23 protein-coding genes and 4 tRNA genes are annotated in these 20,984 nt (G+C 58.5%); 17 read left to right on the top strand and 10 right to left on the bottom strand.

Annotated features, from left to right (window positions below):
- Positions 1 to 5: 5 nt before the first annotated feature.
- Complete coding sequence (gene rph, locus AC5S26_RS25470; RefSeq protein WP_494187878.1) at positions 6 to 752, bottom strand: ribonuclease PH; 747 nt, start codon at positions 750 to 752, stop codon at positions 6 to 8.
- A 388-nt stretch (positions 753 to 1,140) separates the two neighbouring features.
- Here rph and AC5S26_RS25465 point away from each other — a divergent pair, with 388 nt between their 5' ends.
- The 6 genes from AC5S26_RS25465 (at position 1,141) to AC5S26_RS25440 (ending at position 6,991) form a co-directional block, all read left to right on the top strand.
- Positions 1,141 to 2,625 carry a sigma-54-dependent transcriptional regulator gene (locus AC5S26_RS25465; protein WP_494187770.1) on the top strand — a complete coding sequence of 495 codons (1,485 nt, stop codon included), beginning with the start codon at positions 1,141 to 1,143 and terminating at the stop codon, positions 2,623 to 2,625.
- A gap of 359 nt (positions 2,626 to 2,984) precedes the next feature.
- Positions 2,985 to 3,245 (top strand): ubiquitin carboxyl-terminal hydrolase 14, encoded by a 261-nt coding sequence (locus AC5S26_RS25460; RefSeq protein ID WP_494187769.1) that lies wholly within the window; start codon positions 2,985 to 2,987, stop codon positions 3,243 to 3,245.
- Between the two features lie 76 nt (positions 3,246 to 3,321).
- Complete coding sequence (locus AC5S26_RS25455) at positions 3,322 to 3,543, top strand: CDGSH iron-sulfur domain-containing protein (RefSeq protein WP_494187768.1); 222 nt, start codon at positions 3,322 to 3,324, stop codon at positions 3,541 to 3,543.
- A 103-nt stretch (positions 3,544 to 3,646) separates the two neighbouring features.
- Positions 3,647 to 5,803, top strand: a complete 2,157-nt coding sequence (locus tag AC5S26_RS25450) for a CocE/NonD family hydrolase (RefSeq protein WP_494187767.1) — start codon at positions 3,647 to 3,649, stop codon at positions 5,801 to 5,803.
- A gap of 150 nt (positions 5,804 to 5,953) precedes the next feature.
- Positions 5,954 to 6,532: an NUDIX domain-containing protein gene (locus AC5S26_RS25445; protein ID WP_494187766.1), complete on the top strand. Its 579-nt coding sequence runs from the start codon at positions 5,954 to 5,956 to the stop codon at positions 6,530 to 6,532.
- Between the two features lie 9 nt (positions 6,533 to 6,541).
- The gene (locus AC5S26_RS25440) at positions 6,542 to 6,991 is read left to right on the top strand and encodes a hypothetical protein (protein ID WP_494187765.1); all 450 of its coding nucleotides are present in this window, start codon (positions 6,542 to 6,544) and stop codon (positions 6,989 to 6,991) included.
- 7 nt (positions 6,992 to 6,998) lie between these two features.
- On the opposite strand, the gene AC5S26_RS25435 is transcribed toward AC5S26_RS25440, so the two are convergent.
- The 6 genes from AC5S26_RS25435 to AC5S26_RS25410 form a co-directional block, all read right to left on the bottom strand.
- Positions 6,999 to 7,280 carry an anti-sigma factor family protein gene (locus AC5S26_RS25435; protein ID WP_494187764.1) on the bottom strand — a complete coding sequence of 94 codons (282 nt, stop codon included), beginning with the start codon at positions 7,278 to 7,280 and terminating at the stop codon, positions 6,999 to 7,001.
- Positions 7,271 to 7,888, bottom strand: coding sequence for a sigma-70 family RNA polymerase sigma factor (locus AC5S26_RS25430; RefSeq protein ID WP_494187763.1), 618 nt, complete (start codon positions 7,886 to 7,888; stop codon positions 7,271 to 7,273). The genes AC5S26_RS25435 and AC5S26_RS25430 overlap by 10 nt, the downstream gene beginning before the upstream one ends.
- On the bottom strand, positions 7,872 to 8,396 hold the full coding sequence (locus tag AC5S26_RS25425; RefSeq protein WP_494187762.1) for a DoxX family protein: 525 nt from the start codon (positions 8,394 to 8,396) through the stop codon (positions 7,872 to 7,874). Before AC5S26_RS25425 ends, AC5S26_RS25430 begins: the two co-directional genes overlap by 17 nt.
- Positions 8,393 to 9,292, bottom strand: coding sequence for an HvfC/BufC family peptide modification chaperone (locus AC5S26_RS25420; RefSeq protein WP_494187761.1), 900 nt, complete (start codon positions 9,290 to 9,292; stop codon positions 8,393 to 8,395). The genes AC5S26_RS25425 and AC5S26_RS25420 overlap by 4 nt, the downstream gene beginning before the upstream one ends.
- Positions 9,289 to 10,152 carry an MNIO family bufferin maturase gene (gene bufB / locus AC5S26_RS25415; protein ID WP_494187760.1) on the bottom strand — a complete coding sequence of 288 codons (864 nt, stop codon included), beginning with the start codon at positions 10,150 to 10,152 and terminating at the stop codon, positions 9,289 to 9,291. Before bufB ends, AC5S26_RS25420 begins: the two co-directional genes overlap by 4 nt.
- 86 nt (positions 10,153 to 10,238) lie before the next feature.
- Positions 10,239 to 10,532, bottom strand: coding sequence for a hypothetical protein (locus AC5S26_RS25410; RefSeq protein WP_494187759.1), 294 nt, complete (start codon positions 10,530 to 10,532; stop codon positions 10,239 to 10,241).
- Between the two features lie 295 nt (positions 10,533 to 10,827).
- Between AC5S26_RS25410 and AC5S26_RS25405 the strand changes: the two genes are divergently transcribed.
- Entirely contained in the window at positions 10,828 to 12,324 is a 1,497-nt protein-coding gene (locus tag AC5S26_RS25405) for an AsmA family protein (protein WP_494187758.1), read from the top strand.
- A 4-nt stretch (positions 12,325 to 12,328) separates the two neighbouring features.
- Here AC5S26_RS25405 and AC5S26_RS25400 read toward each other — a convergent pair whose 3' ends face one another.
- Positions 12,329 to 13,105: a DUF2076 domain-containing protein gene (locus tag AC5S26_RS25400; protein ID WP_494187757.1), complete on the bottom strand. Its 777-nt coding sequence runs from the start codon at positions 13,103 to 13,105 to the stop codon at positions 12,329 to 12,331.
- Between the two features lie 297 nt (positions 13,106 to 13,402).
- Here AC5S26_RS25400 and AC5S26_RS25395 point away from each other — a divergent pair, with 297 nt between their 5' ends.
- Positions 13,403 to 15,067 carry an alpha-L-fucosidase gene (locus AC5S26_RS25395; RefSeq protein WP_494187756.1) on the top strand — a complete coding sequence of 555 codons (1,665 nt, stop codon included), beginning with the start codon at positions 13,403 to 13,405 and terminating at the stop codon, positions 15,065 to 15,067.
- A 354-nt stretch (positions 15,068 to 15,421) separates the two neighbouring features.
- The gene (locus AC5S26_RS25390; protein WP_494187755.1) at positions 15,422 to 16,630 is read left to right on the top strand and encodes an HD-GYP domain-containing protein; all 1,209 of its coding nucleotides are present in this window, start codon (positions 15,422 to 15,424) and stop codon (positions 16,628 to 16,630) included.
- Positions 16,631 to 16,794: 164 nt separating this feature from the next.
- Here the strand turns inward: AC5S26_RS25390 and AC5S26_RS25385 are convergent, their stop codons facing one another.
- Both AC5S26_RS25385 and AC5S26_RS25380 read right to left on the bottom strand, forming a co-directional pair.
- On the bottom strand, positions 16,795 to 17,829 hold the full coding sequence (locus AC5S26_RS25385) for a hypothetical protein (RefSeq protein ID WP_494187754.1): 1,035 nt from the start codon (positions 17,827 to 17,829) through the stop codon (positions 16,795 to 16,797).
- Between the two features lie 78 nt (positions 17,830 to 17,907).
- Positions 17,908 to 18,765 (bottom strand): hypothetical protein, encoded by an 858-nt coding sequence (locus AC5S26_RS25380; RefSeq protein ID WP_494187753.1) that lies wholly within the window; start codon positions 18,763 to 18,765, stop codon positions 17,908 to 17,910.
- Between the two features lie 160 nt (positions 18,766 to 18,925).
- On the opposite strand from AC5S26_RS25380, the gene AC5S26_RS25375 reads away from it, so the two are divergent.
- The 8 genes from AC5S26_RS25375 to AC5S26_RS25340 all read left to right on the top strand — a co-directional run.
- Positions 18,926 to 19,558: an HAD family hydrolase gene (locus tag AC5S26_RS25375; protein WP_494187752.1), complete on the top strand. Its 633-nt coding sequence runs from the start codon at positions 18,926 to 18,928 to the stop codon at positions 19,556 to 19,558.
- Positions 19,559 to 19,686: 128 nt separating this feature from the next.
- A tRNA-Thr gene (locus AC5S26_RS25370) sits at positions 19,687 to 19,762 on the top strand.
- A 173-nt stretch (positions 19,763 to 19,935) separates the two neighbouring features.
- A tRNA-Tyr gene (locus tag AC5S26_RS25365) sits at positions 19,936 to 20,022 on the top strand.
- A gap of 45 nt (positions 20,023 to 20,067) precedes the next feature.
- Positions 20,068 to 20,241 (top strand): hypothetical protein, encoded by a 174-nt coding sequence (locus tag AC5S26_RS25360; RefSeq protein ID WP_494187751.1) that lies wholly within the window; start codon positions 20,068 to 20,070, stop codon positions 20,239 to 20,241.
- A 21-nt stretch (positions 20,242 to 20,262) separates the two neighbouring features.
- Positions 20,263 to 20,337: transfer RNA gene (locus AC5S26_RS25355), tRNA-Thr, on the top strand.
- A 42-nt stretch (positions 20,338 to 20,379) separates the two neighbouring features.
- Positions 20,380 to 20,454 (top strand) — tRNA-Gly (locus tag AC5S26_RS25350).
- 31 nt (positions 20,455 to 20,485) lie between these two features.
- Entirely contained in the window at positions 20,486 to 20,803 is a 318-nt protein-coding gene (locus AC5S26_RS25345) for a hypothetical protein (RefSeq protein WP_494187750.1), read from the top strand.
- 70 nt (positions 20,804 to 20,873) lie between these two features.
- Positions 20,874 to 20,984 (top strand): GTP-binding protein (locus AC5S26_RS25340; protein ID WP_494184631.1); only part of this gene is annotated, 111 nt, incomplete at its 3' end.

Here is a 20,984-nt window from a genome sequence, read left to right as displayed (position 1 = left end):
TGAAATTAGATGGCGCTCTTGAGGGCAGCTTGCTGGGCCGCGAAGAGCTCGCGGATTCCTTTTTCGGCGTAGTCGAGCATCTCGTTGAGCTGGGCTCGGCTGTAGGAGTCCTTTTCGGCGGTGGCCTGGGTTTCGACGAGGCCGCCTGAGGCCAGCATGACGACGTTCATGTCGACGGTAGCGCGGGAGTCTTCTTCGTAACAGAGGTCGAGCAGGACGTTGCCGTCTACGAGGCCGACGCTGGTTGCGGCGACCATCTGGCGCAGAGGCGAGGCTTTTAGAGTTCCTGCGGCGACGAGCTTCTGGAGCGCGATCGCGAGGGCGACCGAGGCCCCGGTGATGGCGGCGGTACGGGTTCCTCCGTCGGCCTGGAGGACGTCGCAGTCGAGGATGACGGTGCGCTCGCCGAGGGCCTTCATGTCGACGACAGAGCGCAGGCTGCGTCCGATGAGCCGCTGAATCTCGTGAGTGCGTCCGCCGATCTTGCCGCGTTCGGCCTCGCGCGGAGTGCGGGTAAGAGTAGCTCGGGGGAGCATGCCGTATTCAGCGGTGACCCAGCCGCGGCCGGAATTGCGGAGCCAGGCAGGAACTCCCTGCTCGACGGAGGCGTTGCAGAGGACGCGGGTGTTGCCGGCCTCGATGAGGACGGAGCCTTCGGCCATGGCGACGAAGCCGGGAGTGATGCGAATGGAACGGAGAGAGTCGGCGGTACGGGCATCGGGGCGGAAGATCTGCGGTGAAGCGGCGGGCATTCGGAAATTATAGATGGGCTTTATAGATGGGCTGGAGTTGGAGCTTCCCGGAATGGGATTGCGTTTCATTTTGGGAATGCCTGAAAGAGGGGGAAGTTGTAGCGATTTGGGACTTTTGGGGGAGAGGCTGTCCCGAATTGGGAATTGCAGGAAGAGGCCAAGGCGTGTTTTTCTTGGACGGATGAGGAAGGGCAACGGGATTTGTTGCGGATTCTTCAACACTTAGCGTGCGAGTTCCAGTTTGGCACTGCGCGTGATTATAGAAAGTGCAATCCGTTGCACATTTCAAGTGAACGGGTTGGAGCGAACGACGATGACCGTGGCGATACAGAGCAGGACAGCGGAAGAGAGAAGACCATCAACAGGGATGTTGGTTGGGATCTCCGGGATGAAGACTGAGATCGTGAACCATGCGAAGGCAGGGGACAGTGAGACGGGTAGGTCGCCGGAGTTACATGTTCTCGTGGTCGATGACGAGGAGTCTGTGCGGCAGGCGTGCTGCTCGATCGCCGAGAGGATTGGCTGCGCCGTGGTGGCAGCAGACAGCATCTCGAAGGCACGATCGATCCTGAAGCACAGAAAGATCGATGTTCTGCTTCTGGACCTCAAGCTTCCCGATGGCGGAGGGCTAACCCTGCTGGAACAGGTGAAGACTCTCTACCCGGATACGGCCGTGATCGTGATGACGGCGTATGCGACGGTGTCTTCTGCCGTGGAGGCGATGCGGATTGGAGCACGCGACTACCTGACCAAGCCTTTCGCTCTGGAAGAGTTGACGACGGTGCTGGAGCGCGCGAGGCAGAGGGTGCACTTTGACCGCGAGAGCCGCCTGCTGCGTGAGAGGCTGCGATCCCAGGAGGACACGAATGGCTTGGTGGGCCGGTCTCCGGAGATGGAGAAGCTGTACCGCATCTTGTCGAAGGTGGCGTTCTCAACGCACCCGGTCCTGATTCTGGGAGAGAGCGGAACGGGAAAGGAGCTGGTGGCGCGTTCGATCCACTTCAATGGGCCGAATGCAGAAAAGCCGTTCGTCCCGGTGGATTGCGGTGCCCTGGTTCCGAGCTTGATCGAGAGCGAATTGTTCGGTCATGTGAAGGGGGCGTTTACAGGAGCTGATCGCGCGAAGGAGGGTTTACTGGCTTCGGCCGAGGGCGGGACGGTGTTTCTGGACGAGATCGGCGAGCTTCCACTGGACTTGCAGGCGAAGCTGCTGCGCGCTCTGCAGGAGAAGGAGGTTCGTCCGGTGGGCGCAACGCACGCCAAGCCGATCTCAGCCCGGGTGCTGGCGGCGACCAATCGCGACCTGTCGACGATGGTGGAGCAGGGGAAGTTTCGCAAGGACCTGTTCTTCCGCCTGAATGTGGTGAACCTGCGCATTCCCGCGCTGCGGGAGCGAAGGGGGGATATTCCCTTGCTGGCGATCCATTTTCTGGCTCGGATGGAGAAGGAGACGGGAGTGGAGCGGACGCTGTCGGACGACTCTTTACGGCTGATGGCGGATTATGACTGGCCGGGCAATGTGCGAGAGCTGGAGAATGCGATTGAGCGGGCGTGCGCGTTGTCGAGCGGCCCGGTGCTCCATCTGGGAGATATGCCGACTCAGTTGCAGGACCTGAGGATGCAGCGCAACGCAGAGTCCGAGGCAGACCCGACGACGATGGCTTTTCCGGCGGAGGGATCCCGAAGTGCCCAGGCAGGGGAGGACGGGATCGTGTCGATCGCAGAGATGGAAAAGCAGGCAATCCTGGGGACGATTCGCCAGTTGAAGGGAGATAAGCTTCTCGCGGCCAAGTTGCTGGGAATCGGAAAGACGACTCTGTATCGCAAGCTGAAGGAGTATGGGATTACAGACGTGTCGGAGGCGACAGATTAGGTCACGGGAGATGGGTTCGCCTTCTGTGGCAGAAAATTGTTCCTCGGGCAGGATCTGCGGCTGTATGCGCGAAATACAGGGATTCCCATTCGACTTCGCTCAGGGCAGGCTCTCGACTTCGCAGCTGCGCCGCTTCGCTCGGAATGAGCGATGTGGGGGCGCGCTGCATGGCGGGAGTGGCAGGGTGTTGCATGCCGGGAATGGCAGTGGCTGACGAGAATGGCAGGCGCTGAAATGATGGGCGCAGTCGCTGAGTCGCGATTCAGATCCAGAATGATGGGCGCAGGTTCGGGGGATCGATCTGGCATCCTAAAGAGAGATGATTCGGGAACAGGCGAATCAAAAAAGGGATGGAAACTATGAAGTGTAAGCATCTGGATCAGATTCGTGACGTAAAGCCTTCTGCGAAGGGTTGCGAGGAGTGCTTGAAGATGGGCAGCCGGTGGGTGCACCTGAGGATGTGTGAGATCTGCGGACATGTCGGATGCTGCGACTCATCGCCGAACACGCATGCGACGAAGCATTTTCATGCGACGAAGCATCCGATCATGCGGTCGATCGAGCCGGGGGAGACGTGGGGCTGGTGCTATGTCGACGAGGTTGAGCTGGAGTTCGCCTGAGTTGCTGAAAGAGCGAGAGCTGGCGCTGGTTTGCTATGCTGGGCTCACCTTTTAAAAAGAGAGTGAGCAGCACACGATGGCAGATGAGGCAGTAAAGATTACGGTTCGCCCGAACGGTCCTTTGCGGGTGGAGGGTCCAATCTCGTTGACGGACGCGGATGGCAGGCACTGGGATTTGACGGGCAAGCCGGCGATCTCGTTGTGCCGGTGCGGCGCAAGCGAGAAGAGACCTTTTTGCGATGGATCGCACAACAAGGTGGGATTTCAGTGCGCGGCATCTCCTGCGCTACTGACTTAGTCGTCTACCGATCGCCGCTGCGGCCGCCCTCCTTGATGGAGAAGGCGGCCGCAGTGCTTTCTTTTCCGCAGGTTCACGACAGCGTTGGTTTGAGGAAGGCTCGATGAGACGTTTTACGTGGTCGACGAAGATGCTGTCGGGGGTTCTGTTGTTTTCATCTGCGATGGCATGGTCGCAGGTTGGCGGGGGCGATCCGCAGGCAGTGACACTTTCCTCGAGCAAGCTGGGCGAGTATGTGGGGCAGTATCGCGGGTCCGTCGAGCCGGATGTCGTGAATGCAATTTCGCTGCGGAATGGCGTGCTGTACGCGGAGGGTGAGCGTATGGCGGCGGTGGAGTTGAAGCCGGAGTCGGTGGACCACTTCTTTCTGCCGGAGACCTCGGTTCGCGTGGCATTTACCCGTGATGGCAAAGGCAAGGTGACGGGGCTTACGACGACAACTGCCGGGTCGCGAAGCAACGGCTCGATGAGCATGGTTCGCTTCAGCGACAAGCCGAAGGATCTGAACCATTTTCGCGAGTACACGCGGAACGAGACGATGGTCCCGATGCGGGACGGGGTGAAGCTGCATCTGGTGATTCTGCGGCCGAAAGGATCGGAAAGTACGGGGGAGCGGCTGCCGTTTCTGATGCAGAGAACGCCGTATGGAGTGGATGGCGAGACGTCGATGAGCGTGAACGCCTCCAAGCCTGAGCTGGCGGCCAGCGGATACATCTTCGTCTTTGGAGACATTCGCGGGCGGTACAAGTCGGAGGGTCAGTTCGTGATGAACCGGCCTGTTGTCGCGCATACGACGAAGAACGACGTGGACGAGACCACGGATACAAACGACACGATTGACTGGCTGCTGAAGAATATTCCGAACAACAATGGGCGGGTTGGGGTGTATGGCATCTCCTACCCGGGGTTCCTGGCGATGATGGCGGGGATCGACGCGCATTCGGCGGTGAAGGCGATATCCCCGCAGGCACCGATGACGAACATCTGGATCGGCGACGACTTCTTTCATAACGGAGCGTTCCGCGAGACCTACGGCTTCGATTATGTGCAGCAGCTGGAGGGGCAGAAGACCGATGTGCGCGTGGAGACGAGCGAGGATACGTTCGACTTCTTTTTGAAGAATGGAAACTTTGCCGGTGCGGCGAAGAGCGCGGGAATGAGCGATCTGCCGACGGCAAAGGCGTTTCTGACGCAGCCTGCGTATACGAAGTTCTGGCAGGCGATGGCAGTAGAGCCGCACCTGACCAAGGTAGAGGTTCCTACGCTGGAGGTTGGTGGATGGTGGGACCAGGAGGATATGTGGGGACCGCAAGCCGAATATGCTGCCCTGGAGCCACATGACAAGGATCATGAGGTCTACCTGGTGCTGGGACCCTGGAATCATGGCGGATGGGTTCCGACGACGCGGCACCTGGGTGTTGTGAACTTTGGGGCAGCGACGGGCGAGGCGTATCGGAAGACGATCGAGGCGCCGTTCTTCGAGAAGTATCTGAAGGATCGACGGGGGTTCGATCTGAAGGACACGGCGAGTTTCCGAACCGGTGTGGATGAGTGGAAGCGGTATGATGCATGGCCGCCTAAGGCGGGATTCAAGCCGGCGAAGATGTATCTCGCCGCTGATCATGGGCTGAGCTTTGATGCACCAGGTGGAGAAGCGAAGACAGAGTATGTGGCAGACCCTGCGAATCCCGTGCCCTATCGGCACAGGCCGGTGCAGGCGACGTATGGGAATGGGTCGAAATGGCGCACGTGGTTGGTGGAAGATCAGCGCTTTGTGAGCGGGCGCAAGGACCTGGCGAACTTCACGACGGCGGCGCTTGACCATGATGTGACCGTGACCGGGGATATAGTGGCCGACCTGTTTGCCTCGACGACGGGGAGCGATGGCGATTGGGTGGTGAAGCTGATTGACGTGTACCCCGACGACGCGCCGAACGGGATGGGTGGCTACCAGCTGATGATCGCCGATGAGATTTTTCGCGGACGCTATAGGAACAGTTTCGAGAAGCCGGAGCCGGTGAAGCCGGGCGAGGTTGCGGAGTACAAGTGGAGTCTGCATGGAGCGGACCACACTTTTCTGAAGGGACACAAGATCATGGTCGAGGTGCAGTCGAGCTGGTTCCCGCTGTACGACCGGAATCCGCAGACGTATGTGCCGAATATCATGACGGCTTCTCCGGACGCCTATAAGGCGGAGACCATTTCGATCTATGGATCGGCGAAGTATCCTTCGCATCTTGAGTTCGAGATGCCGGATTGAGGTCTTGAAGAAGGTTTTGCCTGAGGGAAGATCAGTGGGACTTAAATATCCTGCAAAGAAATACAGGGATTCTTCGACTTCGCTGCGCTCCGCTCAGAATGACGGTGTGGGTTGGGGCGTTTGATGTTTCATGGCACTTCAGGAGAGAGCTTGTCGATTAAAACCATCAGCAGCCGTGAGGTCTATCGCAATCCATGGACGAGCGTGCGTGAGGACGTAATTGAACGTTCGAACGGGCAGCGCGGGATTTATGGGGTAGTCGATAAGGACCCGGCTTCGATCATCATTCCGCTGGAGAAGACAGAGGAAGGCGAGTTCGTTTACCTGATCGAACAGTACCGCTATACCGTAGGCGGCCGATTCGCCGAGTTTCCGCAGGGTGGTTGGGAGCAGGCCGAGGTGGTTCCTGAAGAGCTGGCGCGGGGTGAGCTTCGCGAGGAGACCGGCATCGAGGCTGAGCGGCTGACGCTGCTGAGCACGCTGCAAATTGCTTACGGCGTGATGAATCAGAAGCACTATATCTTTCTTGCCGAGGGGCTGACGCACGGGGAGCCTGATCCCGATGCGGAGGAGCAGGACCTGGTGCTGCGGCGGGTGAGTGTAGCGGAGTTTGAGCAGATGCTGCTGAACGGGGAGATTGTGGATAACTGTTCGGTGGCGGCATGGGGTCTTTACAAGGTATGGCTCGAGCACGGGCGGCCAGAGAGGGTGGGTGCGGGTGGGCGCTAGAATCGAAGTATGGATTCTGCAAAGGAAGATTCGGGGGCGGATAGCCGGATAGAGGCTGAGCCGACGAAGCGCCGGTTGGGTTGGGTGAACCTGGGAAGCCTTCTCTTTGCGCTGTTACAGAGTTTTTGTACGGCATTTCTGGCTGTGAGTGGATTTCGGGTGTTGATTGGATTGACTGCCCTGGCAGGCGCCAGCGGAATCTATGCGCCGGCAAAGGGATTTCACCAGGATGCTATTCGAATCCCGATGATGTGGCTGGCACTGATCGGCTCGCTAGTGAATCTGTATGCGGTGTGGAGGGTGCGATCGTTGCGGGCACGGCCGGCAGCGCAGTGGAGACGTCAGCCTGTCTCTGTCAAAAAGCTTCGTTCCGAGCGGCTGCAGATTGGCCTGGCGGGGGTGACTCTGATCCTGCTTGCCGTGGAGTTGGTGACACACCGAATGGTCCATCGGGTGTGATGGCGTCTCACGAAGGCGGTTCTTCTTCGTCTTTTTCATCTGCCGGTGGCGGAATTTCAAGCATGGCTTTTGTCAGCCGTGCGTGGAGTCGCTCGCTGTAGCCGAGGGGAAGTTCGAAGACGCGGTCGTCCGCGGTAAGGATGAGGATATTGCGGGTCGAGTCGAGAACCGCGGAGCAGATCTCGCAGTGTTCCAGATGATGTTCGACATCGGCCCGGGTCTCCGGGTCGAGGGTGTTGTCCAGATAGCCGGAGATGTAGTCCCAGACATGGCGGCAGTTCAGAACCACGGGAACCTCCTTCGGCGCTTTGGAGCGGCGCTGATGAGCTGCGGCGCGAGCTGCTTCTGCAGCATCATGCGTGCGCGGTGAAGCCTCATCTTGACGGATGCGACGGTGATGCCGAGGGTTTCGGCGGTCTCCTTTACATTGCGCTCTTCGAGCTCGCGGAGGACGAAGACTTCGCGATAGGCGAGCGGAAGCGCGGCGAGCGCACGGCGAATGAGAGAGCGCATCTCCTGGCGCTCGAGGGTCTCGGAGGGAATCTCGCGCCAGTCGGTAAGTTGAGCAGGAACGATGGAGCCATCGGGGTCGTCGATAGAATCGGTCAGGCGGGGTTGCTTGCGGCGCAGGCGGGCGCGAGCTTCATTGAGCGCGATGGCGATGAGCCAAGTGCTGAAGCGGGATTCGGAGCGGAATTGGCCGAGGCCGCGGTAGGCCTTGATGAAGGCTTCCTGCGCGACATCTTCCGCCTCGGCCTCGTTGTGAAGAAGCGAGAGCGCCATGAGGTAGACGCTGCGCTCATAAGGGCGGATAAGTTCATGGAAGGCGTCGGTTTGACCTGCCAGAATCTCCGCGATCATGGCGGCCTCGTCTCTTTCGCTATCCGGAGACTGCATCCGTTTCCCAGCGTGCTGTGCCTGAAGCAGGAGTGTGCATATAAGAACGGTACTTTCTGGCGATGAGGGCGTCGAGCGAGAAGAGACCCGGACCGAAGACGAGGATCAGGAGCGCCGCGAAGAGGAAGGTAAAGGGATCGGCGGCGTAGAACTTTCCAGGGTCGGAGAAGATGGAGGTCAGCGCCTCGTGATCCGCAGTCCAATAGGCGACGAACAGGGAACCGGTGAGCAGCAGCGAGATGGGGCGCGAGAAGAGTCCGACGATGAGGAGCATGCCTCCGAAGAATTCAAGCCCCGAGACGAAGTGAGCGTTGAATGCGGGAAAGGGAATATTGAGCGAGGTAAAGAAGTCCACGATCTTGGGTAGATTTCGCAGCTTGCCGAGCCCGGTTTGAATGAGCTGCCAGCCCCAGTAGAGGCGAATGGCAAGGAGAAAGGGGGAGGACAGCTTTTCTGCGATGGTGCAGAAAGCAGCGTGCGCGGCGGCGAGTCGTTCAAGGAGTTTCATATCGCCTCGGTCGTGCGTGGAGTGCAGAACCAGCCCATCTGCATGAGGTAATGGAAGGAAGATTGAATGAGAGTTGCCCGGTCCGATTCCGAGAGGGTGCTGTTTTCGAATGCGGCCTCGATGGCTTCTCCGAGGATTGCGCCACTCTCGAAGGCGCGGAGCAAAAGATAGTCTTCCCGGCCGAGCCGCTTATAGTACACCGAGTCTTCGTGGCGATGAATGGCGAGATAGATATGGCCAGGCGCGGGCTTGCGCGAGCGAGTGCGGCGAACGAGATGGATGCCTACGGCGTTCGAGGCCTGAGCTCCGGCTCCCTCAGACGCATCGCGGACAGCGAGGAGCGCATCGTCGATGGCGCTGGGGGCCTCCACCAAGCGGAGATAGGGCTGCAGCGCGAGGCGGGAGGCGTCGTCGAGGTTGGCGATCTCTTCGGACGTGAGCGGAGCACATCGTTCGTTATCGAAGGCTTCGATGTGGGCCCATTCGAGTGCGGCCATCGCGATGGCGTCTTCGGTCATGGGCTGTGTATAGTCCGGGTTTTCTCGAAGCCAGGCGACGAGCGAAGAGCCGAGATTGCGCAGGGTGAACGAACGCGAGGGATTGACCTCAAGATAGGCGCGCATGAGGCGTTCGAAGCGACGGGTGCCTACGATCGACTTGAGGCCGGGAAAGTCCTCTTCAAACGAGGAGAAGACGCGGAACCAGTATTGGCGATTGTAGATTTCGAGGCGTTCGAAGGAGCTGAGACGGTCGTTGGGCTTGATGAACTCGTTTGCTTCTTCGGCGACGGAACGATTGCTTTCGTCGCGCTGTCGCATCTGTTCGTTGCGCGTGAGCGGTCGCATGACGGCGGCGGCCATGCGTTTTTGCAGCGCCTGCAACTCAGGAGCGTTCATGCCGTCACCGCAAGCGGTACTGCTTCTGCCTGAGAGGTGAGATAGCGGTTTGCCTTGAGGGCTTCGGCGTGGACCTCGTCGAAGGAGGGGATGGAGTCGTCCCACTCGAGCAGTGTGGCGGTGGGACCACAGCGCTCGATGGCGCGGGCGTAGAGAGCCCAGACAGGATCGAGCACGGGATGATCGTGGGTGTCGAGGATGTACTTCTCGAATTTGGAGTGGCCGGCGATGTGGATCTGCGCGACGCGCTCTGCCGGAACGCTGTTGACGTAGGTGCGCGGGTCGAAGTTGTGATTCTGCGAGGAGACGTAGATGTTGTTGACGTCGAGGAGAATGCCGCAGTCGGCCTGCTCGACGACCTCGTTGAGGAACTCCCACTCGGTCATCTGGGAGACGTGGAACTCGGCGTAGCTGGAGACGTTCTCGACTGCGATGGGGACTTCGAGGAAGTCCTGGGCCTGGCGAATCTTTTCGGCGGTGAGCCGTGCGGCCTCGAAGGTGTAAGGCATGGGAAGAAGGTCGTGCGTGTAGGTGCCGTCGACCGAGCCCCAGCAGAGATGGTCGGAGAGCCAGGGAGTGTTGGTGCGACGGACGAGGTCTTTCAGGCGGCGAAGATGCTCCCGCGAGTGAGGTTCGGCCGAGCCGAAGTACATGGAGACGCCGTGCTGCACGACCTTGTACTGGTCGAGGATGCTGTCGAGAACGGCGAGGGGACGTCCGCCGTCGATCATGTAGTTTTCGGAGATGATCTCGAACCAGTCGACGACCGGCTTTTTCTCAAGGATATGGCGGTAGTGCGGAACTCGGAGACCGATGCCGACGCCATACTCGGTAAACGCGTTGAAGCGATTTGCTGGCATTGCAAGATCCTCATGGAGGAGTTTAGATGTACCGCCGCGAGACCAGAAACGCACTCACGGCGGTACAGGCTGTCAGGCAGCGCCGGTTATGCGGCAGGCGGCTTGGAGCCGTCGGTGGCGCAACCACCCTTGCCCTTGCAGCTGTTCTTGCCTTTGCATCCGTTGTCACCAGCCTTGCAACCGCCCTTGCCCTTGCAGCTGTTCTGACCTTTACAAGCGTGCTTTTCTTTTGCTCCCATCAGCGTCGCCGACGAAGAGAGCGCGGCCTGCCCAAGCTGAGCATCGTTGTGCATGCTGGAAGCGTGGATAGGTGAGGTGGAACCACTGAGCAAACCGGTCACTGCCGCGCCCAGCATCATTGCCTTGAAGGAATTCTTCATAACAATCTCCTTGAATTGAGATGGGCTAACCTGCGCCCCCATCTTTGCCTCGTTAGATACGAAGCGAAGAGAAGAGTAACAGCTTTTTGGACGTTATTTGTCACCAGAATGGCCGATTTAAAAGCTTAGGCACGATGTAGTGACAAGATGCATCCAATTGATTGTGAACGACGTTAAGCGAAGTACAGATCAACAATCTTTCCAGTCTTTGCCTCAAAAGCGTCGAGGCATCTGGGGCTGGCTTGCAATCTCTGCCTTGTTCCTTGTCATCGGTCTTGCGGCGGCCTTGGAGTGGATGCTTCATCGTGCCGAGCCTATCCTGAGGGGGAGGATCATAGAGACTCTAAGCACCCGGTTCGACAGCCGTGTCGATCTTGATCGCCTGCACGTTTCGGTGCTATCGGGGCTTGAGGTCTCAGGCGATGGGCTTCGCATCTATCCGCCGGACGATATCGTGGCAGCGGGTGCGAAGGATCCTCTGATCTCGCTTCAGCACTTCACCTTTCACGCGAACGTCGCAGGACTTTTCCTGAAGCCAATGCACGTCGGCACGGTGAAAGTTGCAGGGATGACCATCAGTGTCCCTCCCCGTGAGATGCGTCAGCAGGCAGGAAAAAGCAACAGGCACGTCGGCAAAATCAAGATTGTGGTTGATGAGATCGACTGCGATGACTCGAAGCTGATCCTGGAAACGAGCAAACCGGATAAGGATCCTAAGGAGTTCGACCTTAACCATATCGTGATGCACAACGTGGGTCCGAATAGTCCCTGGCGTTACGACGCAACGATTGTCAACGCGATTCCGACCGGCGATATTCATGCGGTGGGAACCTTTGGTCCCTGGGTGAATGAGAGTCCGGGGGACTCAACCGTGACCGGCAAATATACGTTTGATCGCGCAGACCTGAACACGATTAAGGGGATCGCAGGAATGCTGTCTTCCGTGGGAGAGTTTACCGGACAATTGAACCGCATCGTGGTGGATGGGACCACGGAGACGCCGGATTTTTCGCTCGATACCGCTCATCATCCGATGCCGCTGCACACGAAATTTCACGCGATTGTGGATGGCACCAGCGGTGATACCTATCTGCAGCCGGTCGAGGCGAAGCTGCGGAATTCGGAGTTCACCTGCAAGGGCGCGGTGATCAACATCAAAGGGAAGGGGCACCAGATCAACCTGGATGTGGACGTGCCGAACGGCAGGATCCAGGACTTCCTCGATCTTGCGGTCAAGGCGCAGCCGGCGATTATGACAGGGCGGTTGAATATGAAGACGAAGCTATCGATTCATCCCGGCAAAGAGAGCGTGACGCAAAAGCTGGGATTGAGTGGAGGTTTCACGCTGCGCTCGATTCATTTTGTAAATCCGGAGTGGCAGGACAAGGTCGATATGCTGAGCCTGCGAGCGCAAGGCGAAGCAAAGCAGGCCAAACCCGGCGCTGACGACGTGACCTCTCGAATGGTGGGAAAGTTTGGCATGGGCGGCGGAAAGTTGCACTTCAGCCGTCTTGAATATTCTCTTCCCGGTGCGGATATCAACCTTGCCGGAGCCTATTCGCTGGATGGGAATGAACTGAACTTTGACGGCAAGGTCAGGACCAAGGCCGCGCTCTCGAACATGGTGGCCACGTGGTGGAAGTCATGGTTGCTGAAGCCTGTCGATCCGTTCTTTAGGAAAAACGGCGCGGGCGCTGAAATTCCCGTGAAGATCAGCGGCTCCCGCGGCTCACCAAAGTTTGGCCTGGCTCTGAAACGCAAGGATAAAGACAAAGACAAGCCAGGCGATTGACCGGCTAAAAGCTGCTGTCGTCGCCTCCGCCGGAATCGAAATCATCGCCGAACCCGGAGTTGTCGTCGAAGGTGGAATCATCGGCAAAGTTGTCAGCGCTGTCGTCATTCGAGCTGCCGTTGTCCATGAAGTTGTCGCCATGGTCGTTGTTGTCGACCGCTTGCGAGAACTTGGATTCGCCACGTCGATCTTCGATGTCGGGCGAGAGGTGGCCAGAGCCCTCATGACCGGGGGAACTGTCTCCGTAGTAGTTGTTGATGACCTCAGGCCGTTCCGAATCGCCAAAACCGCCAAGGCCCGGACCATACCCTGCTGAATGACCGAAGCCGTGCATCAGGCTTTCGATGCCCTCAAAGGCCAGAGCACCAGCAGCGACTCCCGCGGCAGTCTGCATGGCGGAACGAAGAAAGCCGCCGGACTGAGGAGCTCCGTAATCGACTGCATAGCCCGGAGGGGGAGCGTATTGCGGTTGTACGTACTGTGGTGGAGGCGGGGGTGGAGGAGCAGGGCGTGCCGGTTCCTGTGTACGTCCGAGCAGATTTCCCAGGAAGCTTGTTGAGCGCTGTGGTGATTGCTGTCGAAGCTGCTCGAGTTGGCTTTGCGCCTGGTCGAGAGCGTACTGCTGAACGAGCACAGTCTGGGCGAGGATGTAGAGCGCATCGGGATTGCGCCCGAGCGTCTGTTGCAGCATCTCTTCTGCGTCGAAGTCTTTTTCCTGGAGCTGGGTCTGATTGACGCGTTGAACCAGGCCCTGGAGCATCTGCTGTTCTTGTGGTGTCATGGAAGATCCTTTGGCACGAAAATGCTTGTGCTTCCGCACATAGGACGCTGGAGATACGGAAAAGGTAGGAGAAGAGTTCCGTTTCTTTGCGGGAGGTTGTTTGGCGACTCGCGGGTGGATCCGTTTGGTTCAGACGGAATAACCGTCTCGGGCGAAATGCAGAGATTCAATGTTTTGCGCGAGCGTGCGATGCCGCCTCGGAAAACCATGTAGAGTGATGGTTTGCCGTCAGGTGAATTGCATCTCTGCCTGGCAGAGCTGTGTCCGGCGGCGATCTTTAACAGAGGATGAGATTTGATGGTGCGGCGCAGTCTACGGGGTTTACTGATCGCGATCGTGTGTGGGGGCGTGGCACTGCATGCCGCGGGGCAGGGCAAAGCAATCGCGGGAGAGAACACCGACTTTACCAGTTCGCTAAATCAGGCCGATCGGGTGGAGTGGTTTCGCGATCAGGGGTTCGGGCTGTTTATTCACTGGAGCGTGGACAGCCAGCTTGGCGTGACGATCAGCCATTCCCTGGTGGGAGCATCGCAGGACTACAGCGACCGCTTCTTTAACGAGTTGCCGAAGACGTTCGATCCAACGCGATTCGATCCGGCGGAGTGGGCGCGACTGGCGCGGCTGGCGGGCGCGCGCTATGTCGTGTTTACGACAAAGCACCATTCAGGCTTTGGCATGTACGACACGAAGACGACACCGTTCAACGTGATGAACACGCCGTTTCATCGCGATATTACAGCCGAGATATTGAAGGCGTTCAAGAACGAGGGCATCGCTCCGGGGATGTACTTTTCGCCGGACGATTTCTATTGGCTGCATAAAAACGGAAAGACGATTCAGCGCGGAACCGAGGAGGTTCAGCCGAGCCACAATCCCGGGCTTCTCCAGTACGACAGCGAACAGTTGCGCGAGCTCTTGACGAACTATGGTCCAGTGGACGTGCTGTTCTTTGATGGCGAGGCGACGAGCCTGCGACAGCTTGCCTGGAAGCTGCAGCCGAGGATCGTCATCACTCGGGGAGCCATGATGACCCCAGAACAGACGATTCCCGGAAAGCCGTTCGACGTTCCATGGGAGGCGAACGACACCATGGGAAGCGCGTGGCAGTATCAGCCTCAGAACGACCACTACAAGACGGGCCACGATCTGATCCGCGAGCTGGTTCAGACGCGTGCCAAGGGCGGCAATTTCCTGTTGAACATCGGACCGAAGCCGAATGGGGAGCTGGCTGTCGAGCAGGAGGAACGTCTGCGCGAGATGGCGCTGTGGATGTTCGTGAACTCGGAGTCGATCTATGGAGTGAGGCCGTGGATCATCACCAACGAAGGCGATGTCTGGTTTACGAAGAAGAAGGATTCGAGCGCCTTGTATGCGATCGTTGATCCGGAGATCCCGTGGAAGATGGGCGAGTGGAAGGACCTGGTGCTGCACTCGGTGAAGGCGACGGCGAAGACCGAGGTGAGTGTGCTGGGCGCGAACGGCGAGGTGTTGGAGTACGCACCGAAGGTTATCCCGAAGTCGACCTTTCGCATGGAGAGCGATGGCCTGCATATCCGCACCATGCGGTCGCAGCGGTTGCAGGATAACAAGCAGTGGCCGAATCCCGTGGTGGTGCGGATGACGAACGTAGTGCCCGCACTGGTTCCGCCACGAGTGCAGACGGAAGGCTATCGGTGGGAGGAGGGCTCGAAGAGTTATCACCTGGAGGGAGATCTGCTGGATATGGGAGGCGCGAAGTCGCTGGAGGTGGGATTCGAGTATCGCTCGATTGAGGGGGAGGATATTCATTCCCGCACTGCCGCGTGGGTAGCGCTGCCGCTCCAGACCGTCAGCCACGCGGGAGTCTTCTCCGCCGAACTTCCCGGATTGACGGATACCGGACATTACGAGTTCCGGGCGGTGGTGCGGCATCCTCTCCTGGCGCTTTATGGAGCAGAAAAGACAATGCAAAAGCCGCGGTAGAGACGCCCCGGCGACGGTTAAGACGAGACGAGTGAGAATTTTGAGCAAAAGAGCCCAGGATTTTTCGGAAAAGGGGATGAGGGATCACGGTAGATGCCGGTTCGAAAGTTGAATCTTCGATGAATTTTTTCCATTGAGATCAAGCCTCTCAAACGGTCAAAAATGCATCTTTTGTGCTAGTGGCAGGTTGTGAGTGAAGTCCCTATAGTCATTGCGGGATCTTCAAGGCTCACTCCCCCAAGGGAAGATCTGCCCCACAGGATTCCAAAACATTCGCCAGCAGAGCTTTTTTGCGGAGACGGAATCGATCGTATGGGCCCGACATCAACCTCCTTTCGAAAGGAAACTCAGGAGTTGGACCAGTCGATCTTCCTCTCAGACATCATCTCTGCGCTTTCCTTCGCTATTGAGCTAACCGATGGCGCCATCCATGGACATGCCCTCCGGAGCTGCATTCTCGGGATGCGGATTGCGAACGAGGCAGGCTTCACCGACGAAGAAAAGAGCAGTCTTTACTACGCTCTACTTCTCAAAGATATCGGCAACGAGGAGATGATCGGTCTGCGATGCGATCGCGGCGCGAGCATCGTGAGCAAGCTGGGCATGGGATCGCTGGCGGCGGATGCCGTGGGCAATCTCGAGGAGCACTGGGACGGATCGGGATATCCGAATCACAAGCGCGGACGCGAGATTCCGAGGCTGGCACGGCTAGGCGCCATTGCCCAGCACCTGGATATGTTTTCGATCGGCCGCAACACGGGAATTGCCATCGAGACGATGGAGGAGTGGAGCGGAAGCTGGTTCGATCCAGAGCTGGTGGAAGTTGCGCTGAAGCTGGATCGGCAGGACCGGCTGTGGATGCATTGTCGGGCGACGGACAGTCACAAGGCGACGCGGGCGGCGGTTCTGGAAATGGATCCTCGCAGAGCGCATAAGTTGGATGAAGACCAGATCGACAGGATCTGCGAGGCCTTTGCTGAGGTGGTGGATGCGAAGTCGCACTTCACCTTCCGCCATTCGTTGGGTGTGGCGGAGCTGGCGCGAGGCATCGCGGAGAATCTGCACCTGCCGCTCGAGCGGGTGCGGCTGGTATGGCGAGCAGCTCTACTGCACGATCTGGGCAAGCTAAGCATCTCAAACAAGATTCTGGACAAGAAGGCAAAGCTTACGGATGCCGAATGGAAGGTCGTAAGGGAGCATCCCGGGTTTACGCGAAAGATCCTGGAGCAGATCGGACCGTTCCACGAGATTGCGATTGTGGCGGGAGAGCATCACGAGAAGCTGGACGGAAGCGGTTATCCGAACCGGCTGACGGCGCGTGATCTGTCCATCGAGTCTCGAATCATCGCGGTTGCGGATGTCTATGGTGCGTTGTCGGAGGAAAGACCCTATCGGGCAGGGTTGAGCTTTGGGCAGATTCTGCCGATTCTGAACGGTTTAGCCGGACGCAAGCTCGATCAGAATTGCATTCGCGCGTTGTTGGGATATCTTAGCGATCACCGTCCTCTGGATGTGGACCCGGAGATCAGTGCGAACGGCCATCTGACACGATTCTGCGCCTGAGAGCATAGCCAGAGGAGAGTCAGGCTGCCCGCCGCGATACCTCTAAGTATTTCCCGGGATGGACAAAATACAGGGATTCCCATTCGACTTCGCTCAGGGCAGGCTTCGACTCCGCTACGCTTCGCTCAGAATGACGGTAGGCAGGACCGACGATGCGGCTGCGCTCAGCGTGGAGCTGGAGATGCACCGTTGGGTGGTTCGGAGGTTTGGGGAACCGTAGAGGCGGCGGGGGCGCTGGTCAAAGACTGCAATAGCTCGAGGGGAACGGTTGCCGTGAGAACGGCACGATCCTTACGATGGTCCATCTTGACCGAACCGAGCAAACGAAGGAAGGCGACATCCTCGGGGTTGCGAGGCTTCACCTGCTGCAGCGACTTGAACAGACCCAAGAGCGTGGAGAGATTCTGCGCGGCTTGTGCGGCTTCGGCCTCCGAGGGGGAGATCTCTTCGACCCGCAGTCGCAGCGAGCCTGTATAGCGCAGGCTGGCGACAAAGGTCGTGTCTTCGGGCAATGGAAGCTGCAGGCCGAAGAGGCTGATGTAGCCACGATCCGAGAAGGGCAGACCGATGTGGCCGATGCCCCAGGCGCTTGAGAGCAAAGGAACGTCACGATAGCGCGAGGAGAGCAGCGACGATCCGGAGAAAGGCGAAGCTGCCGACCGGTGGCGGTCGAGGATGGAGTGGATCTGCTCCGCCGTAGGCATGTTGGAGGCGGCAATGGAATCGTAACCGATCTGGGCGATGCGCAGGGGCCGGATAGCCTCGCCATCGTGAATGGGGACGGTGTAGATGGTGTGGCCCGCGTAGGTCTCGCGGGCGGTCGTGATGGAGTCGAGGTAGCGTGTGAGCTTCTCACCGTCGAATCGCCCCTCGAAGACCTCGGAGTATCCTACCGGGCCGTTGGGACCGTTGGGATCGTCCATGCGATGGAGTGCGAAAGCAACATCATCGAGGTCGCGCTCGGGCACGATGCCGGTGGCGTCGACGAAGTGCTGGTATTCGGGTGCGCGGTTCACGGGCGTGCGGTCGAAGTGCGTCGCCAGGCGGAGCGGCTTAAGGTTGGCGTAGAGGATGGCATCGGACTCCGGGAGCAGGCGCGCGGCCTCGGGGGGCGCCGCTTTGCGCAGAACGATGGCGATCACCAGGGCTACGACCAATGCTGCCACCAGCAGGAGGGAGTATCGGGTGGGTTTACGCATCTGGACGATCGGTTACGGGAAGGTCAGGCATCCTGTTTGTTTCTACTCTGTCCGGTGCTAGAGAGCAACGGCCTAAATCTATTCGGTAAGGGCGAAGGTATAGATTTTACCGCCGTTAGTAATGTTTCCGGTCCCGGGAGGCAGGATGCCATATTCACCACCGCCTACTGATGCATCGACGGTAAAGCTCCATGCCCGGGTACCGGCCTTGGCTGGATGGAAGGGGACTTCATCACGCTGCGCTCCGCTGTTGGAGTGAAAGACGCCGCCGGTCACAGAGCGGAACTCACGATTGTCGGAGTTGAGGCGAAAACGGAGAAAGTTATACTCCGCGATGTCGACTCCTGTGGGGGCGTAGATGAGGATCTCGACGGGGGCCTGCAAGGGAAGCTTCGACTCTCGTCCGTTGAGGTGTCCGTTACGGTCCTGCTTGATAATGCCGTGGGTGGCGGTCGACTTCAGCCAGCCTCCGGACTTGATGTGGACCACTTCGGTCTGGAGGGGCTGCCAGGTGCCGTTGCGGTCCTTGTAGTAGGCGCCGATCTCGCTGACCTCAGAGATAGGAGCCGGTGGAGGATCCTCAGAGGAAGCGGTTGAGGAAGCTGCGGTTTCGGGTGTGAGCCGTTTGCGGCCCTTGTTGATCATCGCAGTGATGACACGTTCGGAGACATTAGCGTCTTTGAGGTCGACGAGGGAGTCGGCGTCGGTGGTGTACTGGCCCGGCTGGGCGGCGATCGCATGGAGGATCAGGTCGTCGCTGAGACCAGCGCTTACCATGCGGACGATCGAGCTGTTGGTGAGGGTTTTGGAATGTTCGGGCGCGGTAGGAAGAGGACCCTCCGCAGGCCTGGAGGTTTCAGCGTTCTGCGCAAAGGACAGTGTTCCGGACAGGACCAGAGAGAGCAGGGCAGTGGCCAATCGTGCTCCGAACGACATGCAGAAATACCTCCAAAAGAACAATCTACAAATAACTACGGGTATTGGACGATGCAACAGCTCCCAAGGCAATCGCTATTCAAGGCGAAGCTCCTTGAGCGATCTGTCATCCTATAAACAGGGCTTTCTGCCGGTGTGGGAGAGCCAAGGAGATTCATACATGAAGTTGAAGCTTCCCGAGGGAAATTTCAAGGCGTACCTGTTCGACTGCGATGGCACCATTGCCGACTCGATGCCGCTGCACTATACCGCCTGGAAGACCGTTCTTTTGGAGTGGAACTGCGAGTTTGCCGAAGAGTTGTTTTATCAATGGGGTGGTATGCCGGTGACGGAGATTATCTCGACGCTGAACCAGCGTCACGGGCTCGCCATGCCGATTGAGGATCTGAAGCGTCGTAAAGAAGAGCTGTTCTATGCGAATCTGCCATTGATGAAAGTGGTTCCCGAGGTGCTGGAGCATATCGATGCACGGCATGGGGAGATACCTTTTGCGGTGGTCTCGGGAAGCACCCGCGACTCCGTAGAAGCTTCGTTGAAGACGCTGGACCTGCTGGATCGGTTCGAGACGCTGGTTTGCGCCGGGGATTATGCCCAGGGCAAGCCGCATCCGGAGCCGTTTCTGATGGCGGCTGAGCGGCTTGGGATTGAGCCGGAGCATTGCTTGGTGTTCGAGGATGGACAGATGGGGATCGATGCGGCCACAGCAGCCGGTATGGCCTGGGTGAGGATTGCTTCTCCACAGGAACGCGCGGCAGCAGAGCTGGCTGAGGCTGCGGTTGTGGGAAACCGCTAAACCCGCGTCGCTGCTGCCGTTGCGGGGGAGTTCCTGCTGTGCTAAAGTTAGCTCTGCGGCGCACTCTGCGCAGGCAAGACTGCGCGTCCCGCAGCCGTGCTTACAGGGAGCAGGACAAGGCTGTTTGGGCTGGCGTAGCTCAGCTGGTAGAGCATCTGATTTGTAATCAGAGGGTCGGGGGTTCAAGTCCCTTCGCCAGCTCCAGTTTCCACTCAGCCGGTGGAAGAGATTGGATTTGGTTGTACTGTCGGGCCGTTCTGGCCATGCAGACCTCCGGAGACTCCTTCAAGGTGTAAAACCCGCTCGATCGTGAGATGCGATCGACGGCGGGATTGGATGGGGTCAGGATCTGTGTGTGAAAGGCAAGGCAGGGATGTGCACAGGTGGCCGAGTGGTTAATGGCAGCAGACTGTAAATCTGCCGCGCAACGCGCTACGGAGGTTCGAATCCTCCCCTGTGCACCACTCAGTTCGGGTAGTTGGTTGTATGCGGTAGACAGGGGAGCGTAAGTGGATTTCAGCCCCGCCGGCAGCGGCAGAATGGCAGTTGCGCTGATCGGGCTGGGAATGCTGGCAATCCTGGTCTGGCGGACGATGGAGCCGGGCAGGATGCAATCGCTGACGTGGGTCCTCCTGGGATTTTTTGCCTTTCGCGTAACGCTTGGATGGCTGCGTTCGCGGTAGGATTGGTAGGTTGGTTGTAAGGCTGATGTAGCTCAGTGGTAGAGCACTCCCTTGGTAAGGGAGAGGTCATGGGTTCAAGCCCCATCATCAGCTCCAGAATTTGAAGCCGTCCATTTTCTGGACGGTTATGTTGTACGGGCGGGAGTAACTCAGTGGTAGAGTCACAGCCTTCCAAGCTGTTGGTCGCGGGTTCGATTCCCGTCTCCCGCTCCAAAGTTTTGAAGGTACGCCGCAGGAGAGTTTGTTGAGCACGTTGAATGAGCAGCCGGTACTTCCGATCGCGGACCCCGTGGCGTTCGGCGCGGTAAAGTCGGCCATCGAATCTTCCTTTTCGACTGGCAAGGTTGCCGACTTTCTTCGGTCGCTGGATCGCCAGGGAGTTCGCATTCGTGAATTCGAAATGGTCCTCGCCAAGGGACTTCTTGGGAAGAAGTCGGCTGCGGAATACTCCAGCCTCCCGGATGGAGATCAGGGGCAGATTCGTGAGTTGTATCTGGCCAGCCTGGAGCGCGTCGCTCCGGAGCTTCGGCAGAGGTTCTTCCGGCTGTACGCGTACTACTGAGACGGTTTTGGAAGTTTGATTTGAACTCGCCGGCATAATCGCCGGCCAACCTTACGAGACGGAGAGAGCAATGGCGAAGGAGAAATTTGATCGTTCCAAACCGCATGTGAACATTGGGACGATTGGGCACATTGATCACGGCAAGACGACGCTGACGGCGGCGATTACGAAGGTGTTGTCC

This window comes from Edaphobacter sp. FHG110511_03 (assembly GCF_059115365.1).
This window is presented reverse-complemented; position numbering and strand designations above follow the sequence as displayed.

Coding starts and splice junctions, on each gene's coding strand:
- AC5S26_RS25385 (WP_494187754.1), bottom strand. CDS start 17,829: ATGCGTAAACCCACCCGATACTCCCTCCTGCTGGTGGCAGCATTGGTC.
- rph (WP_494187878.1), bottom strand. CDS start 752: ATGCCCGCCGCTTCACCGCAGATCTTCCGCCCCGATGCCCGTACCGCC.
- AC5S26_RS25400 (WP_494187757.1), bottom strand. CDS start 13,105: ATGACACCACAAGAACAGCAGATGCTCCAGGGCCTGGTTCAACGCGTC.
- AC5S26_RS25425 (WP_494187762.1), bottom strand. CDS start 8,396: ATGAAACTCCTTGAACGACTCGCCGCCGCGCACGCTGCTTTCTGCACC.
- AC5S26_RS25450 (WP_494187767.1), top strand. CDS start 3,647: ATGAGACGTTTTACGTGGTCGACGAAGATGCTGTCGGGGGTTCTGTTG.
- AC5S26_RS25410 (WP_494187759.1), bottom strand. CDS start 10,532: ATGAAGAATTCCTTCAAGGCAATGATGCTGGGCGCGGCAGTGACCGGT.
- AC5S26_RS25465 (WP_494187770.1), top strand. CDS start 1,141: ATGAAGACTGAGATCGTGAACCATGCGAAGGCAGGGGACAGTGAGACG.
- AC5S26_RS25455 (WP_494187768.1), top strand. CDS start 3,322: ATGGCAGATGAGGCAGTAAAGATTACGGTTCGCCCGAACGGTCCTTTG.
- AC5S26_RS25405 (WP_494187758.1), top strand. CDS start 10,828: ATGCTTCATCGTGCCGAGCCTATCCTGAGGGGGAGGATCATAGAGACT.
- AC5S26_RS25430 (WP_494187763.1), bottom strand. CDS start 7,888: ATGCAGTCTCCGGATAGCGAAAGAGACGAGGCCGCCATGATCGCGGAG.
- AC5S26_RS25380 (WP_494187753.1), bottom strand. CDS start 18,765: ATGTCGTTCGGAGCACGATTGGCCACTGCCCTGCTCTCTCTGGTCCTG.
- AC5S26_RS25440 (WP_494187765.1), top strand. CDS start 6,542: ATGGATTCTGCAAAGGAAGATTCGGGGGCGGATAGCCGGATAGAGGCT.
- AC5S26_RS25420 (WP_494187761.1), bottom strand. CDS start 9,292: ATGAACGCTCCTGAGTTGCAGGCGCTGCAAAAACGCATGGCCGCCGCC.
- AC5S26_RS25375 (WP_494187752.1), top strand. CDS start 18,926: ATGAAGTTGAAGCTTCCCGAGGGAAATTTCAAGGCGTACCTGTTCGAC.
- bufB (WP_494187760.1), bottom strand. CDS start 10,152: ATGCCAGCAAATCGCTTCAACGCGTTTACCGAGTATGGCGTCGGCATC.
- AC5S26_RS25460 (WP_494187769.1), top strand. CDS start 2,985: ATGAAGTGTAAGCATCTGGATCAGATTCGTGACGTAAAGCCTTCTGCG.
- AC5S26_RS25395 (WP_494187756.1), top strand. CDS start 13,403: ATGGTGCGGCGCAGTCTACGGGGTTTACTGATCGCGATCGTGTGTGGG.